This is a genomic window from Spirosoma sp. SC4-14 (assembly GCF_037201965.1).
Lineage (GTDB): Bacteria > Bacteroidota > Bacteroidia > Cytophagales > Spirosomataceae > Spirosoma.
This window is the reverse complement of the sequence record NZ_CP147518.1, coordinates 3,748,007-3,763,226: the sequence shown is the minus strand read 5'-3', so window position 1 is coordinate 3,763,226 and position 15,220 is coordinate 3,748,007. Positions and strand designations below refer to the sequence as shown.

General features: G+C 46.8%; 12 protein-coding genes and 1 tRNA gene. 7 read left to right on the top strand and 6 right to left on the bottom strand.

The window, feature by feature from the left end:
• Window positions 1-33 precede the first annotated feature (33 nt).
• The 3 genes from WBJ53_RS15360 to WBJ53_RS15350 all read left to right on the top strand — a co-directional run bounded on the left by WBJ53_RS15360 (window position 34) and on the right by WBJ53_RS15350 (window position 2,894).
• Window positions 34-1,041 carry a glycosyltransferase gene (locus WBJ53_RS15360; RefSeq protein WP_338877032.1) on the top strand — a complete coding sequence of 336 codons (1,008 nt, stop codon included), beginning with the start codon at window positions 34-36 and terminating at the stop codon, window positions 1,039-1,041.
• Window positions 1,042-1,142: 101 nt separating this feature from the next.
• Window positions 1,143-1,763 carry an L-threonylcarbamoyladenylate synthase gene (locus WBJ53_RS15355; RefSeq protein WP_338877031.1) on the top strand — a complete coding sequence of 207 codons (621 nt, stop codon included), beginning with the start codon at window positions 1,143-1,145 and terminating at the stop codon, window positions 1,761-1,763.
• A 102-nt stretch (window positions 1,764-1,865) separates the two neighbouring features.
• A complete protein-coding gene (locus tag WBJ53_RS15350; protein ID WP_338877030.1) occupies window positions 1,866-2,894 on the top strand; it encodes a hypothetical protein in 1,029 nt (342 codons plus the stop codon).
• Between the two features lie 81 nt (window positions 2,895-2,975).
• On the opposite strand, the gene WBJ53_RS15345 is transcribed toward WBJ53_RS15350, so the two are convergent.
• The 4 genes from WBJ53_RS15345 to WBJ53_RS15330 all read right to left on the bottom strand — a co-directional run bounded on the left by WBJ53_RS15345 (window position 2,976) and on the right by WBJ53_RS15330 (window position 8,164).
• Entirely contained in the window at window positions 2,976-3,740 is a 765-nt protein-coding gene (locus WBJ53_RS15345) for a nuclear transport factor 2 family protein (RefSeq protein ID WP_338877029.1), read from the bottom strand.
• Between the two features lie 266 nt (window positions 3,741-4,006).
• Window positions 4,007-6,412, bottom strand: a complete 2,406-nt coding sequence (locus WBJ53_RS15340) for a TonB-dependent receptor (RefSeq protein WP_338877028.1) — start codon at window positions 6,410-6,412, stop codon at window positions 4,007-4,009.
• A 197-nt stretch (window positions 6,413-6,609) separates the two neighbouring features.
• The gene (gene tig / locus WBJ53_RS15335; RefSeq protein ID WP_338877027.1) at window positions 6,610-7,971 is read right to left on the bottom strand and encodes a trigger factor; all 1,362 of its coding nucleotides are present in this window, start codon (window positions 7,969-7,971) and stop codon (window positions 6,610-6,612) included.
• Between the two features lie 111 nt (window positions 7,972-8,082).
• Window positions 8,083-8,164, bottom strand: a tRNA-Leu gene (locus tag WBJ53_RS15330).
• 250 nt (window positions 8,165-8,414) lie between these two features.
• Here WBJ53_RS15330 and WBJ53_RS15325 point away from each other — a divergent pair.
• The 4 genes from WBJ53_RS15325 (at window position 8,415) to WBJ53_RS15310 (ending at window position 13,167) form a co-directional block, all read left to right on the top strand.
• Window positions 8,415-10,685, top strand: a complete 2,271-nt coding sequence (locus WBJ53_RS15325) for a bifunctional (p)ppGpp synthetase/guanosine-3',5'-bis(diphosphate) 3'-pyrophosphohydrolase (protein WP_338877026.1) — start codon at window positions 8,415-8,417, stop codon at window positions 10,683-10,685.
• Between the two features lie 117 nt (window positions 10,686-10,802).
• Window positions 10,803-11,300, top strand: a complete 498-nt coding sequence (locus tag WBJ53_RS15320; RefSeq protein WP_338877024.1) for a transcriptional repressor — start codon at window positions 10,803-10,805, stop codon at window positions 11,298-11,300.
• Between the two features lie 76 nt (window positions 11,301-11,376).
• Entirely contained in the window at window positions 11,377-11,850 is a 474-nt protein-coding gene (locus WBJ53_RS15315) for a DUF3291 domain-containing protein (RefSeq protein ID WP_338877023.1), read from the top strand.
• A 27-nt stretch (window positions 11,851-11,877) separates the two neighbouring features.
• Window positions 11,878-13,167, top strand: a complete 1,290-nt coding sequence (locus WBJ53_RS15310) for an adenylosuccinate synthase (protein ID WP_338877022.1) — start codon at window positions 11,878-11,880, stop codon at window positions 13,165-13,167.
• A 77-nt stretch (window positions 13,168-13,244) separates the two neighbouring features.
• Here the strand turns inward: WBJ53_RS15310 and WBJ53_RS15305 are convergent, their stop codons facing one another.
• Window positions 13,245-14,012: a LytTR family DNA-binding domain-containing protein gene (locus WBJ53_RS15305; RefSeq protein WP_338877021.1), complete on the bottom strand. Its 768-nt coding sequence runs from the start codon at window positions 14,010-14,012 to the stop codon at window positions 13,245-13,247.
• Window positions 14,009-15,076, bottom strand: coding sequence for a histidine kinase (locus WBJ53_RS15300; RefSeq protein ID WP_338877194.1), 1,068 nt, complete (start codon window positions 15,074-15,076; stop codon window positions 14,009-14,011). Before WBJ53_RS15300 ends, WBJ53_RS15305 begins: the two co-directional genes overlap by 4 nt.
• Window positions 15,077-15,220 lie beyond the last annotated feature (144 nt).

Here is a 15,220-nt window from a genome sequence, read left to right as displayed (position 1 = left end):
ATTTCCGTTACCGGCCAATCTAACCCATTACCGATGAGCCCTTATCTCAATCGGATAAAGCCGTGGGTCAGCGTAATTTGTACCTGTTACAATCACGAAGCATACGTTGAACAGGCACTTCAATCGGTAGTTGACCAGAACTACCCCAATGTTGAACTTATTGTTATTGATAACGGCAGCAGCGATCGATCGGCAGAACGGATTGCTGCTTTTGTAGAACTACATCCGGGCATACGGTTTATCAAAAACCCTATTAACCTTGGCCTAAATCGCGCTTTCAATCAGGGGCTATCCCTTGCCGAAGGGCGCTATGTTATTGATCTGTCGGCCGATGATGTACTCCTGCCCAGTCGTATTTCGCAGCAGACAGCCTTATTCGAGGAACTGGCGGGACCATATGCCGTCGTTTTTTCCAATGCGGCTTATATTGATGAAGCCGGAAAAACAACGGCTATTCATTACGCCGTAGACGCCAATGGCCGGGCTCGCACGGAGGTTCCGTCGGGTAATGTGTTCAAACACATTCTGGAATCGTACTTTATTTGTACACCAACCATGATGATGCGTCGGGATGTGTTGAACGAATTAGGCGGTTACGATGAATCACTCGCCTACGAAGATTTCGATTTCTGGGTCCGATCCTCCCGGCGATACCATTACGCCTACCTGGACGAAGTGCTTACGCTGAAACGTCGCCTTTCCAGCTCGTTATCTACTCAGGTTGTTCTGCCCGATAATCAACTGCTCAGTTCCTCGCTGGCAATCTGCTATAAAGCCTTCGACGAGTGTGCCTGCTCCGCTGAATATCAGGCGCTGTCCCGTCGGATTCAGAAATTTATTCGAAAAGCTTTTTATGCCGAACAATTCGAATTGGCCTCTCAATTTGGGCAACTGCTTCAGCATATCGAACGTCCCAATCTGCTCACCAGCATCATTCTTAAGCTTAGTCGGCTGCACCTACCGGTCAATAGTTTATACCGGCATTACATCAAATGGAACCCACGCCCGCACTCTGCTTATCCGCAGGTGAAACTGGTTTAGTGCATTTGTAGTTTTTGATATACGGTAAACAGTTTTCAGATTGCCTTCGTTGAACAAATGGATGCACGAACTCCTGCCACGACAAGCCGTATCTATTCTCTATGCCAGCAGAATTCATTAAACTATATCCACAAAATCCAGATACTCGCCGGATCGAGTACATTGTGAAAGCCCTGCGCGAAGGAGCCGTAATTATTTATCCTACCGATACCATTTATGGTATGGGCTGCGATATTCATAATGCCCGGGCCGTTGAGCGGGTAGCCCGTATAAAAGGGATCAAACCTACAAAAAACGATTTCTCCTTTATCTGCTACGACCTAAGCCATATTGCCGATTATGCGCGGGTGGGCAATCAGGCGTTTAAACTGATGAAGAAACTACTACCCGGTCCTTACACGTTTATCCTGGAAGCCAGTGGCAGTGTTCCTAAATTACTGAATACAAACAAAAAAACGGTCGGAATCCGGGTTCCCGATAATAATATCCCTCGTCAGATTGTGCTTGAGCTTGGTCATCCCATTATTACAACCTCTATCCGTGATGAAGACGAAGTGATCGAATATTCAACCGATCCAGAGTTGATTTTCGAAAAATTTCAGCATCTGGTCGATATTGTTATCGATGGTGGCTATGGTGGAAATGTGGCCTCAACCATTGTTGATGCTACTGACGATGACTTTACGATAATTCGGCAGGGCTTAGGTGAAATAACGCTTTGAAAAGTTACAATTTGATTCTATACTTGCAGAATAGGGTAAACGCTTCGCTGTGTAGAGTTTAACCTGTTGCATTACAACTTATCCCAAACTCATCTAATTAACATGCGTTTATCCCTGGCCGCGCTTTCATTGCTGGCTCTCGGCCAATTTGTTGGCTGCTCTTCACCCTCCAAACAGGAAAACCCGTCGCAAACGGGCAAAATTACGACCGAAGCAACCGCAGCCCCTGCTGCTGCCAAATCCGACACCACCCAAACATCAACCGAATCAACTGAACCAGTTGCGGCAAATCCGGCACATTCAACCGGCGATTCAACACTCGATTCGCTCACCTATGCACCTACCGCAGCCATTCTGCCCGAAAAACGTATTTTCGCCTACTATGGCAATCCGCATTCAAAGAAAATGGGGATTTTAGGAAAGTATCCGAAAGACGAAATGCTGGAAAGGCTGGACCGTGAAATCAAAAACTGGGAAAAAGCCGACCCGAACACACCTATTCAGCCAGCGTTACATCTGGTAGCTATTTCGGCGCAGGGTGCCCCCGGAAAAGATGGTGGCTACCGGCTTCGCATGTCAGACAAAACGATCAAGAAAGTTTTGAAATGGGGAAACGAGCATAAAGCCATCGTATTCCTTGATATTCAGCGAGGCCATGCCCCACTGGGCCCCGAAATGGCCTATCTGGAAAAATACCTTAAGCTTCCCTTTGTCCATCTGGGTATCGATCCTGAATTTTCGATGGTGACAGGTGCCCGCCCCGGCACTAAAATTGGCAGTTACGATGCTGCCGATGTGAATCAGGCCGTCCAGTTTCTGAGTCGGATTGTGAAAGAAAACAAGCTTCCGCCCAAAGTTCTGGTTGTTCATCGCTTCACGCAGGGGATGATCAAAAACTATAAAAATATCAAACTCGACCCCAACGTTCAGATCGTGATGAACATGGATGGCTGGGGGCCACCCGTACTCAAAAAAGACTCTTACCACGCTTACATTCAGAAAGAGCCGGTTCAGTATACTGGCTTCAAGCTGTTCTATGACAATGATTTCCGTAAGCCGGGATCACGAATTATGACGCCCGAGGAAGTATTGGCCCTAACTCCTAAGCCAATGTATATTCAATACCAATAATCGCCGTATCGACGAATAAGCGGGTGTTTTCTCCTTCTTTTAATGCCCCGAACAACCCGGTTGTTCGGGGCATTGACGTTATTATATTATGCCGTTCTGATGAGGCATCGTTTCGGGAACAAACTGCCTGACAGTCCATTGCTCAGCAATTTTACCCTTGTCGAGCCTGAACGTGTCGTAGAATACAGCGGGCTTTTGATTCCATATACCTGCTGCCTGCACAACTACAAAATTCCCCTCCCCAATGATCCGATGTGCTTTCTGTATCGAAAACTGATCGGCAGGTCGTTGTAGAAACTCGGTCAGGCCAGTTAATCCATTGGCTATTTCCGGACTATGCTGCACCATATCCGCCCAAACATAGTATGGCAGCCTTTCGATTTGCCGATGTATTAACACGTCATAATATTGGTCGACAATAGCTTTGTTCGGTTCGGCATCGTCGGAAGGATCGACTTCCGCATCACCATTCATCATTGGGTTTCCATTGCGTGAGCTGTCAGGCTCATCCTGCATGGCATCCCAGTGTTCAAGCACTTTTCCTCCTTCCAGCCGAAACAAATCTACTACTACTTTTTTCCTGCCCCCCAGCTCAACGCTCAGATTAGTAGCCACATAGTTACCATCGGCAATTAACCGCATAAACGGTTTTGCAGGATTGACGGGCTTAGGCATTTGTTTCAAAAAGCCCAACGCTTCCATAAGGCCCGCTTTACCAGGTTTCATAGGGCTATGCTGAATATAGGTGTCGGCAATTATTTCATCGGCATAAGCCAGATCGCCCTGACCAACAACCCGCCGGTACAAATGCTGGATGATTGATTTATTACTTACGTACTGTTCCATAACAAAACTCTGGTTCACTTTTGAGTTAAGAACTTGTCCGGCATAGGGCATCCTGAGGAATGCCAGCATGCATACCAGACCTGTTGGGGAATTAACTGATCCCATCAGATGAAAAAACAGAAAAAAAAACGTGGAGAAAGACAGATCCGGGCGCCCCTGTCTGAACGGGTACAGACTATCGACCTTCGTGCCGGAAGGTTACCTTAAAGAAAGTCTGCGCTATGGAACCAATGTGATATTCAGGGGGGTAAAGATACTCTTTTTCGCTAAAACTCGCTTTCGCCCCCATCTTTTTCTTTCTTTTTTGCCTGCCGTAATCGATAGCTAAGCGTCAGGTTAATCTGCCGAAGCCGATATTGCGAACTGGTTTCCGTATAAAAATTCTCTCCCTGCGTAATGGAACGAAACCGACGGGAATTGAACACATCAATCACGTTGAGTGTCAGTGTGCCATTGTTGTTGAACAAGTCTTTACTGACGGCCAGATCCAGTGTAGCCAGTGCTTTCCGGCGTCCCTGCGGTGTTTTTTGTGGTGCTTCGTAATTACCGCGTAGCTGAATATCAGTAGCTCCGGGCAATGTAAAGCGCGAAATCATACGCGTAAACCAACTGTATGTATCACTCTGGTAATTGACATCGAGATTACTCCCATTCGTGATGGCGCGAAAAAAGTTGAAACTTCCATCGAGTTTCCACCACGAATAGGGCGAATATGAACCCGCAAATTCAGCCCCGAATGAATGTTCGCTCAACAGATTTTCGGGACGCGTGGTTGAATAACCCAGATCGTTAACCCGCCGAATCGACAGAATTTTGTTGTCGGTATGCCGATAATAGACCGACGAGCTGATCGACCCTTTGTTAAAATATTTGATATGACCAATCTCAAAAGCATTGGTAAACTCCGGATTCAAATTCGGATTGCCACTCCAAAAATTGCGGTTGTCGCTAAAGGTCATGAATGGGCTCAGGTCGTTGTATTGCGGCCGACGAATCCGGCGGCTGTAGCTAAGTTGCAATGCATGCTGACGTGGCAGCTCGTAGGTGACGTGTACACTTGGGAACAGATTGGCATAATGCCGTGGATTTACGTCGTTGGTTTGGCGCAGGGTGGTCGTGACGTCGGTGATTTCGCCCCGCAACCCAGCCTGGTATGCTAATTTGCGGGTTTTATTACCAATAATTCCATAAGCAGCATTGATTCGCTCCTGATATAGAAAATCGTTGGTAAGTCCCGGCAAGGCCGTCCAGTTTCCATCATCATTCTGTTGAGTCACCGAATAATTATTCGTCATATCCCGCGAGCTACTCCGAATTCCGGCTTCAATCTTCCCATTCTTGCTAAACGGCCGCACATAATCGATCTGAACCAGCAGTTGTTTTTCTGTTTCATCATTCAGCGAACGCTGTAGCACGGCGGGAGTGCTGGCCGTAATGCCGTCGGGCTCGTAGGTATGCTGATCAAAATACTGATCCGAACTTTCCCAGTTGTCCAGGTAGCGCACATCGGCCGTAAGCTCATGCCCTTCGCGAGCAAACGAGCGCTTGTAGGTGAGTGCATATTCAGAGTTAGGCTCCGTTTCGGTTTCATCCTGAGTGCGTGTGGTTGTGCTACGCAGGGAATTTGTTGAAAACAGATAATCGCGGTACAGAATGTCTGAATAACGTTTCCCTTTACTGATTCGCCATGTGTATGACGCCGTCAATATGTTTTTTGGATTGAAGAAATAATCGAGGCCAGCGCGGGCACTGTTGTTTAAGCCTTTTAGTCGATTGGTTGAATTTTGCTGGGTGATGAAGGTAGAATCATTTCGGAAAACCTCCTGATACAGCGAACTCCGACCGGGCGTATTCCGAAACGAAGCGGTATAATTGACGAAGAAATTGAGGTTTTTGCGACGGTAATTTACGTTAGCCGCTAAACCAAAATTGCTGGGATAGCCCGTAATTACGTCAAAAGAGCCGTTTATACCTTCTTTATGTTCTTTTTTAAGGACAATATTGATGATACCCCCCATTCCTTCGGCCTCATACCGCGCCGATGGGTTGGTAATGACTTCGATTCGTTCGATAGCACTGCCCTGTAATTGCTGTAAACCACTTCCTCCTTTCAGGCTAACCAGTCCCGATGGTTTCCCGTCGATCAGTATCCGAACGCTAGTGCTTCCCCGCAGGCTTACATTCCCCTCGGCATCGACCGCCACCGACGGCACATTACTTAATATATCGACGGCCGTACCGCCCGCATTGGCCAGGTCTTTACCAACATTGAAAATTCGCTTATCCAGCGATAATTCCATTTGACTCTTTTCCCCCCGTACTACTACTTCGTCCAGGCGTTTGGTGCTGGCTTTTAATAAAACTTTCCCTAAATCGACAGGACGATCAACAGCCTTAACGGGCGATAGTTTCCGCTCCTGATAGGCAACAACCGATAGTTTCAGCCAGAAAATCCCAGGTTGAGTTCGAATTTCAAATTTTCCCGACTCATCGGACAAGGCACCAGTAACCATCGACGAATCGGTCTGGCGATGCAGCGTAACCGTACCAAACGGAATCGGTTTTGCCTGCTCATCGATAAGTACACCTTTTATCAGTACCTGACGATCTGGTTTTTGTTGAGCTGTTGACAGGAAAGGAAAAAGAACTAGAAGCAGTAAAATTTTTTGCATGAAAGGTAAAGAGGCTAACTAATGCGTCGGGCTCACAAACGGCTTATGCTTAATTAATACCGGTTTAAACAAAATTTACTGCCTATCAGGAAGAAATATTAAAATAAGATGAAAACGACATGAACAACCTGCTGCAAACAGGGCACAAAAAAACCCGGTCGGCCGACCGGGTTTTCAGAAACGATTGGTGAAGAAAATTAACGATTCTCGACCAGGGCTTTAAATTCATCGACGGTTACGTCCTGCGCAGTAATGGTTACCTGCGATTTTGCATAGTCAAGTACTTTATCGTCAAACACCCGGTTAAAGGTGCTGGTATAATTCTGGCCATTGTTTTTCTCATCCAACAGGTAGTTACGAGCAATCCGGTCGATGGTTTTGTTCATCTCATCGTCTTCGCTGCTCATAAAGCCGAACTGTTCACGAACCATCTGACGAGTAACATCGAGTACTTCTTCAAAGTCAACCTTGATGTCAGCTTTATCAGCGATTTTATTTTTGATCAATTGCAATTTAACCGATTTCGTAAAGTCGTCGTATTGCTCATCGATCTGTTCGGGGGTGAATTTTCCTTCGTTCACTTCCATCAACCAGTTTTTCAGAAACTCATCGGGCAGCAAAATAGGGGTATTGTCTAACAGCGTTTTCTCAATATCCAGGCGCAGCAGTTGAGTGGCCTCACGAGCGTAGTTGCTCTTGATAATTTCAATAACTTTTTCGCGGAACTGCTCCTCATTTTCAACAGCACCAACGCCCAGAACTTTATCAAAAAACTCCTGATTCAGTTCGGCTGGCTCATGCCGGGTAATATCGTCAATTTCGAACGTAAACTCACCGGTTAGCTCAGCGGCTTCTTCTTTCTTAACTCCAGTAGCATTGGCCCGAGCTTTCTCATCCGGGAAAGCCTGCTCCAGCACAAACGTTACTACATCCCCTTTTTTCTTACCAACAAACGATGGTTTTGCATCCTCGGCCATCTGATTCATCGGGAAAGCGGTTTTTGCCGAAAACGAGTCCTCTGTTTCGGTCTCACCTGCCCGCTTCAGCTCGCCATAGATGGTATCACCATCGCCCACTTCTTCGCCATGAGCATGGGTATGAAACCGTTGCTGAAGGTCGGCGATGGTTGACTCAACCTCCGCATCACCCGCCTGAATGTCGTATTGATTAACGCTGGGCAGATCATTGAAGTCGATATCGAATTCAGAAGCCAGACCCAGTGTGTAGCTGAAGGCAAAATCCGTTTGGTTATCCCAGTCGATAGCATCAGCTTCTTCGCGATTCGGAACCGGATCGCCCACTACCTGTAATTTATTTTCGCGGATATACTGGCTTACCGTTTTGCTCAACATAGCGTTAATCTCATCAACCAAAATGCTCTTTCCATACATTTTCTGGATGAGCGAAGCCGGTACGTGTCCAGGCCGAAATCCTTTCAGTTGAACCTTCCGACCGTAATCTTTCAGTTTCTTGTCGACTTCTGGTTTATAATCGTCTGGAGTAAGAACGATTTTGAGCGAAGCGTTTGTATCGCTGGCTTTTTCTAACGTAATATCCACTATTGTGTTGGTTTAAAATGACTGAATGACTGAGTAATTGAATGATTGAATTGCTGGCACAGAACCGTTTCAGCATTCAATTATTCAATCATTCAGTCATTCAAAGATTTGTACGGGCGGAGGGACTCGAACCCCCATGCCTTGCGGCACCAGATCCTAAGTCTGGCACGTCTACCAATTTCGCCACGCCCGCGGCTCATTGTTTGTGGTTTACAGAGACAGTTTTATAGTACGTTTTCAGTCGATCAACTGGAATCTGTACGTCTTTGCTGCCGTAAACTTCCGTTTTGGAGGTGCAAAAGTACAAAAGAATTTTAATTCACCAAACGAATTTTGCGAAGGTTTTATTTTTAACAACCCGATGATCGTTTTTCGATTAATATTTTGTTATCTTGGTAGTATGAGTACAACCCTGTAGGCAATTAGCTGCAAAGACGCCATCCATGATGAATACCCTCGAACGTCGTCCCGACGTTGAACCCGTTATTGATTTAGAGCAGGAACGGCAGGAAATCCTGAAACGCTATCGGCGATTATTGCGGGCTGCCAAGCCCATGCTGAAGGGCGATGATGCCAAACTGATCAAAAAAGCATTTAATACCTCCGCCGAAGCGCATAAAAACATGCGTCGGCGCTCGGGCGAACCGTACATCTACCACCCACTGGCTGTTGCCCAGATTGCAGTCGAAGAAATTGGATTAGGCACCACTAGTATCGTAGCTGCCCTTCTCCACGACGTTGTGGAAGATACCGACACGACTATTGCCGACATCGAACGGGCATTTGGCTCTAAAGTTGCCCGCATCATCGATGGCCTTACCAAGATTTCCGGCATTTTCGAGTATGGCACCTCACAGCAGGCTGAGAATTTCCGAAAAATGCTGTTGACACTATCCGACGATGTACGGGTAATTTTGGTAAAACTGGCCGATCGGCTCCACAATATGCGGACGCTCGACTCGATGCCCCGCGATAAACAGCTAAAAATTGCGGCCGAAACGATTTACATCTATGCTCCACTCGCCCACCGGCTGGGTCTTTATTCCATCAAATCGGAGCTGGAAGATCTCTATCTGAAGCATGTTGAGCCGGACGCCTATAAAGAAATTGCCAAAAAACTACGCGAAACACGCATCGCCCGCGATCGGTTTATTGGCCGGTTTATCGAACCCATCGAAAAAGACCTGGCCGAAACCAAAATCAAGTATGTTATTAAAGGCCGCCCGAAATCCATTTATTCGATCTGGAATAAGCTGAGCAAGTCGAAAAAACCATTCGAAGAAATCTATGATCTTTTTGCGGTTCGGATCATATTAAACGTACCGCAGGAAGAAGAGAAAGCTGCTTGCTGGCGGGCTTATTCGATCGTTACGGATCATTACAAACCCAACCCAGATCGTTTAAAAGACTGGATCAGCACCCCCCGCGCCAATGGTTACGAATCGCTGCATACAACCGTTATGAGCCGGTCAGGACAGTGGGTTGAAGTACAGATCCGAACCGAGCGAATGAACGAAATTGCCGAGAAAGGCTACGCTGCTCACTGGAAATATAAAGGCAACGACACGCAGGCAGGAGCCGGTATCGAAGCCTGGATCAGTCAGGTTCGCGACATGCTGGAATCGGCCGGAAATGGCGATAAAAAAACCGCTATCGAGTTTGTCGACGATTTTAGAAGCAACCTGTATAGCGAAGAAGTTTTTGTTTTTACTCCTAAAGGGGATCTGAAAGTGCTGCAACGGGGAGCCACAGCACTCGATTTTGCGTTCGATATTCATACCCAGATTGGTGCCCGGTGTATGGCCGCTAAAGTCAACAATACATTGGTTCCATTGAGCCATGTGCTCCAAAATGGCGACCAGGTAGAAGTCATTACATCGAACCGGCAGAAACCCAGCGAAGACTGGCTTCGGTTTGTGGTTACCTCGAAGGCCAAAACCAAAATAAAAGACCTCATTAAGGAGGAGAACAAACGGTTTGTTACCGATGGCCGCGATATGGCGCAGAAGAAACTGCGGGTGCTGAGGATGGAGATGACAAACGAAACCATCAACCAGCTCCGGGCTTATTTCGGGTCGAAAACCTCCGACGACTTCTTCTACCGTATAGGAAAAGGCCATATCGACGTTCAGGAATTCAAGAAATTTAAAGCCGACAAGGAAGCAAAGGAAAACCGGCAGAATAAGCTCAATACCGATGCACTCCAGGACGCCAAATCGTTCACCAAAGAACTCAAAAAGATTCATGGCGAACGCGCAGATGCCGACATGCTGCTCATTGGCGAAGATATGGACCGTATCGACTACACACTCTCCAAGTGCTGTAACCCCATTTCGGGCGACGACGTGTTTGGTTTCGTAACCATCAACGACGGCATCAAGATTCATCGCGTAACCTGCCCTAATGCGGTCGAACTAATGTCGAATCATGGAAACCGTATTATTAAGGCCAAATGGACTTCGCAGAAGGAGCTGGCGTTTCTGGCGGGTTTGCGCATTACGGGAACCGACCGGGTTGGCCTGGTCAACGACGTGACGCGCGTTATCAGCAATGAACTGCACATTAATATGCGCTCTGTTACAATTGACTCAAAAGACGGTATTTTTGAAGGTAATATCCGATTGTATGTTCACGATACAGCTCACCTCGAAATTCTGATGCGTAAACTGGAGCGCGTTCCCGGCGTATTTGAGGTTGTTCGGTTCGATTCTTAACCGGTTTTCGGAAGTTGGCTTGCGGTTCATACGATTTTATTCACCCACCTGCCACCGTAAACCGAATACCGTATACCTCAAACCTATAACTTTGTACTTTCAATCATCGGAACGGATATGGCTGCGCCGAAACAATCTAATTTAGAATCTGCCCGGACAATTTTCACAGCTTACCTTGAGAACAAGGGGCTGCGCAAAACACCCGAACGATTCGCCATTCTGGAAGAGATCTACAACCGTGAAGACCACTTCGATGTGGATGAACTGTATATCTCGATGAAGAATAAAAACTACCGTGTCAGCCGGGCAACGGTCTATAATACGCTCGATGTACTGGTAGACTGCGACTTAGTAACCAAACATCAGTTTGGACGAAATCTGGCTCAATACGAAAAATCGTATGGCTACCGTCAGCATGACCATCTCATCTGTACGGATTGCCATAAAGTGATGGAGTTTTGCGACCCCCGTGTGCAAAACATACAGAATATGGTCGGCGATTTGCTGAAATTTAATGTTATGCATCACTCATTAATTTTTTATGGTGCCTGCGCCCGCGACTCCTGCGAAAACAAACAACTGTCTCAGGTGGCACAGGTTCCTGTTGAAGAATAAACGATACCCATGATCGGAACCAGGAGGTATGAAGTATGCTCCATACCTCCTGGTTCATGTTTCATACCCACTATATATGCATCTTGCTCAGTTAAATATATCGCGGATGCTTGCCCCAACCATCGATCACCCGATTATGGCTGACTTTGTTGCGCAGCTCGATACCATTAATCAGTTGGCCGAACAAAGTGATGGGTTTATCTGGCGCTTAAAGGGCGAAGGCAACAACGCTACCGACTTTCGACCATTCGACGATGAGCGTATCATTGTGAATATGTCGGTCTGGGAATCGCCGGAAAAATTGCAGACGTTTGTTTTTCGAACCTTACATACCGACGTGATGAAAGACCGACGCAAATGGTTCGAAAAACCAGATCAGATGACAACCGTCCTCTGGTGGATTCCCGTAGGGCATGTTCCTAGCGTAGAAGAAGCCAAAGAACGACTCAGCTATTTAAACCAGTTTGGCACTGGCCCAAACGCTTTTACGTTTCGGGATATTCAGCCTATGCCCATAACCAGGGCTGTTCAAAGTAATGAATTAGCATAATCATAGCCGCTTAAGCGGCCAATTCGAATGGTAGATGTTTTATTAGGCCTCCAGTGGGGCGACGAAGGAAAAGGTAAAATTGTGGACGTGCTGGCGCCACAGTATCAGGTTGTTGCCCGTTTTCAGGGGGGACCCAATGCCGGACACACGCTTGAGTTCAACGGATTTAAGCACGTTTTACACCAGATTCCTTCTGGGGTATTCAGAGACGATATTCTGAATATCATTGGCAATGGGGTTGTGCTCGACCCCATTGTGTTTAAAAAAGAAATTGACGGGCTGGCCAAATTCAACCTGCCACTTACGGCCAACCTCCAGATTTCCAAGAAAGCCTCGATCATCATTCCAACCCATCGTTTGCTGGATGCTGCCTATGAACAGGCCAAAGGGGAATCGAAAATTGGCTCTACCCTCCGCGGTATCGGTCCTGCCTATCAGGACAAAGTAGCTCGTCAGGGCTTACGCGTTGGTGATATCCTGTCGCCAAATTTCCCGGCTAAATACAACAAACTGGTCGCTTTGCACAAAGTAATTCTGGAACAGAACAATTACGATTATGCAACAATATTGCCAGATGCTGAAGCTGAGTTTTTTGCCGCTGTCGAATTCATGAAACAGTTCCAGCTAACGGATAGCGAATATGCAGTGAATCAGGCGCTTACCGACAATAGAAAGGTACTGGCCGAAGGAGCTCAGGGATCGTTGCTCGACATCGATTTTGGTTCGTATCCGTTTGTTACCTCATCCAATACCATGACGGCCGGAGCCTGTACGGGACTGGGTATTGCTCCCCGGCAAATTGGCGAAGTGTTTGGTATTTTCAAGGCCTATTGTACTCGCGTGGGTAGCGGTCCATTCCCTACTGAGCTTTCCGATGAAACTGGCGAGAAAATCCGTCAGGAAGGCCGTGAGTTTGGAGCAACAACCGGCCGCCCACGTCGGTGCGGCTGGCTCGACCTACCTGCGCTAAAATATGCCATCATGATCAACGGCGTTACGCAACTGGTAATGATGAAGGTCGATGTTCTGAATATTTTCGAAGAAATTCAGGTTTGTACTCACTACCAGCTTGCCGACGGCACACTAACCGAGCAATTGCCTTATGACCTGTGCGACACGGCTGTGACGCCGGTATACAAATCATTCAAAGGCTGGCAAACCGACCTGGCCAACATTCATTCCTTCGATGAAATGCCTGCTGAGCTGGCCGCTTATGTCTCATTTCTGGAAGAAACGCTTAGCCTGCCTATCAGTTTTATATCGACCAGCCCCGACCGCGAAGCCATCATCCATCGGCAGGCGGTAGGGAGTTTGTAGTAATGAGTTTTTAGTTTAGAGTTTTCGGTGCTTCGCTTGTTTAGAACCTCCTTTTGTGGAGCACCGAAAACTCTAGATCATATCCATTTGCTGATAAATTGTCCGAAGGGTTCTTTGTACTGATCACTGACCGGAATGACGGCCGACCCAATCTGGACAGAATTGCGTGTGATTGAGTTTATTTTCTCCAACGCTACAATATATGACCGGTGAATGCGCATGAACCGGCGGGAAGGCAATTTTTCTTCCAATGCTTTCAGGCTTGTCAGCGATAACAGCGGCCGGTCGGGATCGGTTTGGCGATAAACTTTTACGTAATCTTTTAATCCTTCAATATACAGTATATCACCATAGGCCACCCGCACCAACTGATATTCCACTTTTAGGAACAAATAATCGTCAGTAGCATCGGCTGGGCTAATCGGAATCGTAACCAGTGGTGCAGGAGCTGATTCTGGACGCTGAATCAGTTCGAAATAGTGACGGGCTTTGCTGGCCGCCCGCAAAAATTCTTCATAATTGAATGGCTTCAGCAAATAATCCAGGGCGTCGACCCGAAACCCATCCAAAGCAAAGTGATCGAAGGCAGTGGTGAAAATAATGCGGGTTTTATGGGTTCCGCGGTGACTTCGTTCCAGTACTCTGGCTAGTTCCAGCCCTGTCAGGTCGGGCATCTGTATATCCAGAAAAATCACATCGACAGGTTGTTGTAACAACCCCTGTAAGGCTTCTACCGCGCTACTATACCGACCTTTCAGCTCCAGAAAAGGAGTTTTTTCAATAAAGGCACAAACGAGTCCCAGTGCAAGGGGTTCATCATCGACAGCAATACAAGTCAGGGTCATGATAAGGTCAGCATAAGTTGAACCTGATATTCGCCAGCCGGATTCTGTTCTTCGATATGCAGCGAATACTGATCGGGATACAACAGATCAAGCCGACGGCGTGTATTGACCAGCCCAATACCATTACCAACCTCCAGCGACGGAGCTTTTTGTGGAAACAACGTATTGCGTACATCCATCAGTACCTGATGATCCGTTTGTTGAATACGAATAAAAATGCGGCTTTTATCAAGTGTACTAACCCCATGTTTAAAGGCATTTTCAACAAAAGGCAAAAATAGCATGGGGGCAATCGATTGGTCATGTAAGGGTGAGGGCGTATCCAGGGTAACGGTTACCTTATCAGTTAACCGAAGCTGCATAAGCTGAATGTAATCGCTCAAAAAATCGATTTCCTTACTAAGTAAGGTTGTACCGGCCTGGGTTTCATATAACACATAACGCATCATTCTGGAGAGCCGATGAAGCGCTTCGCGAGCCGTTTCAACATCGATCAACGTCAGCGCATAAATATTGTTGAGTGTATTGAAAAAGAAATGGGGGTTAATCTGCGCCTTCAGAAAAGATAGTTCAGATGTTGTTTTTGCCTGTTCCAGAGCCAGCCGGAGGTTAGCATCGGCCTGCCATTTTTGCACCAGCGCAATGCTGGTACTAATACCAAGAATCAGGATAACCGTAAAGAGTGTCGGCTGAATCCATCCATAATATTTTGGCTTTCCGGTTCCGTCGGGATGAAAAGCACGGTGCATCTGAACGGGCAGGTTAAACCCATATTCCATGCAGGCAACCAGAATCAGAGCCATGCAGGCAACCAGAATCAGAGCCATTACGTATTTTCCCGTTTGACTGCGCAGCAACAACCGGGGAACCAAAATCAGGGCATTCAGGTAAAACATGCCAATCATCAGGCCAAAAAATAACACCTGACGCACCCAGAACATTTGGGGAAGCTGAATATCAGAATTGAACGAAGGGAAAAAAAACAGCGAAAACCCCAGTAAAATCCAGCCCAGTACATGAATTAGTACCGAAACATAGCGACGGGAAAAAAGAGTAGAAGCCATCATTATAAAGAAAGCTACAAGTATATAGTAAAATTCCGGGAAATGGCTATCGAATCGGCACATTTCCAGAGTTTCCCGACAGTATCGAAATTCTGACCGACGAATGGCTCCATTCGGTATGTAGTCTGAGTATATTTCTATTCA

What these genes read in the sequence shown, in the direction of transcription:
- WBJ53_RS15360 (WP_338877032.1), top strand. Translation starts at nt 34, where the DNA reads ATGAGCCCTTATCTCAATCGGATAAAGCCGTGGGTCAGCGTAATTTGT.
- WBJ53_RS15355 (WP_338877031.1), top strand. Translation starts at nt 1,143, where the DNA reads ATGCCAGCAGAATTCATTAAACTATATCCACAAAATCCAGATACTCGC.
- WBJ53_RS15350 (WP_338877030.1), top strand. Translation starts at nt 1,866, where the DNA reads ATGCGTTTATCCCTGGCCGCGCTTTCATTGCTGGCTCTCGGCCAATTT.
- WBJ53_RS15345 (WP_338877029.1), bottom strand. Translation starts at nt 3,740, where the DNA reads ATGGAACAGTACGTAAGTAATAAATCAATCATCCAGCATTTGTACCGG.
- WBJ53_RS15340 (WP_338877028.1), bottom strand. Translation starts at nt 6,412, where the DNA reads ATGCAAAAAATTTTACTGCTTCTAGTTCTTTTTCCTTTCCTGTCAACA.
- WBJ53_RS15325 (WP_338877026.1), top strand. Translation starts at nt 8,415, where the DNA reads ATGATGAATACCCTCGAACGTCGTCCCGACGTTGAACCCGTTATTGAT.
- WBJ53_RS15320 (WP_338877024.1), top strand. Translation starts at nt 10,803, where the DNA reads ATGGCTGCGCCGAAACAATCTAATTTAGAATCTGCCCGGACAATTTTC.
- WBJ53_RS15315 (WP_338877023.1), top strand. Translation starts at nt 11,377, where the DNA reads ATGCATCTTGCTCAGTTAAATATATCGCGGATGCTTGCCCCAACCATC.
- WBJ53_RS15310 (WP_338877022.1), top strand. Translation starts at nt 11,878, where the DNA reads ATGGTAGATGTTTTATTAGGCCTCCAGTGGGGCGACGAAGGAAAAGGT.
- WBJ53_RS15305 (WP_338877021.1), bottom strand. Translation starts at nt 14,012, where the DNA reads ATGACCCTGACTTGTATTGCTGTCGATGATGAACCCCTTGCACTGGGA.
- WBJ53_RS15300 (WP_338877194.1), bottom strand. Translation starts at nt 15,076, where the DNA reads ATGGCTTCTACTCTTTTTTCCCGTCGCTATGTTTCGGTACTAATTCAT.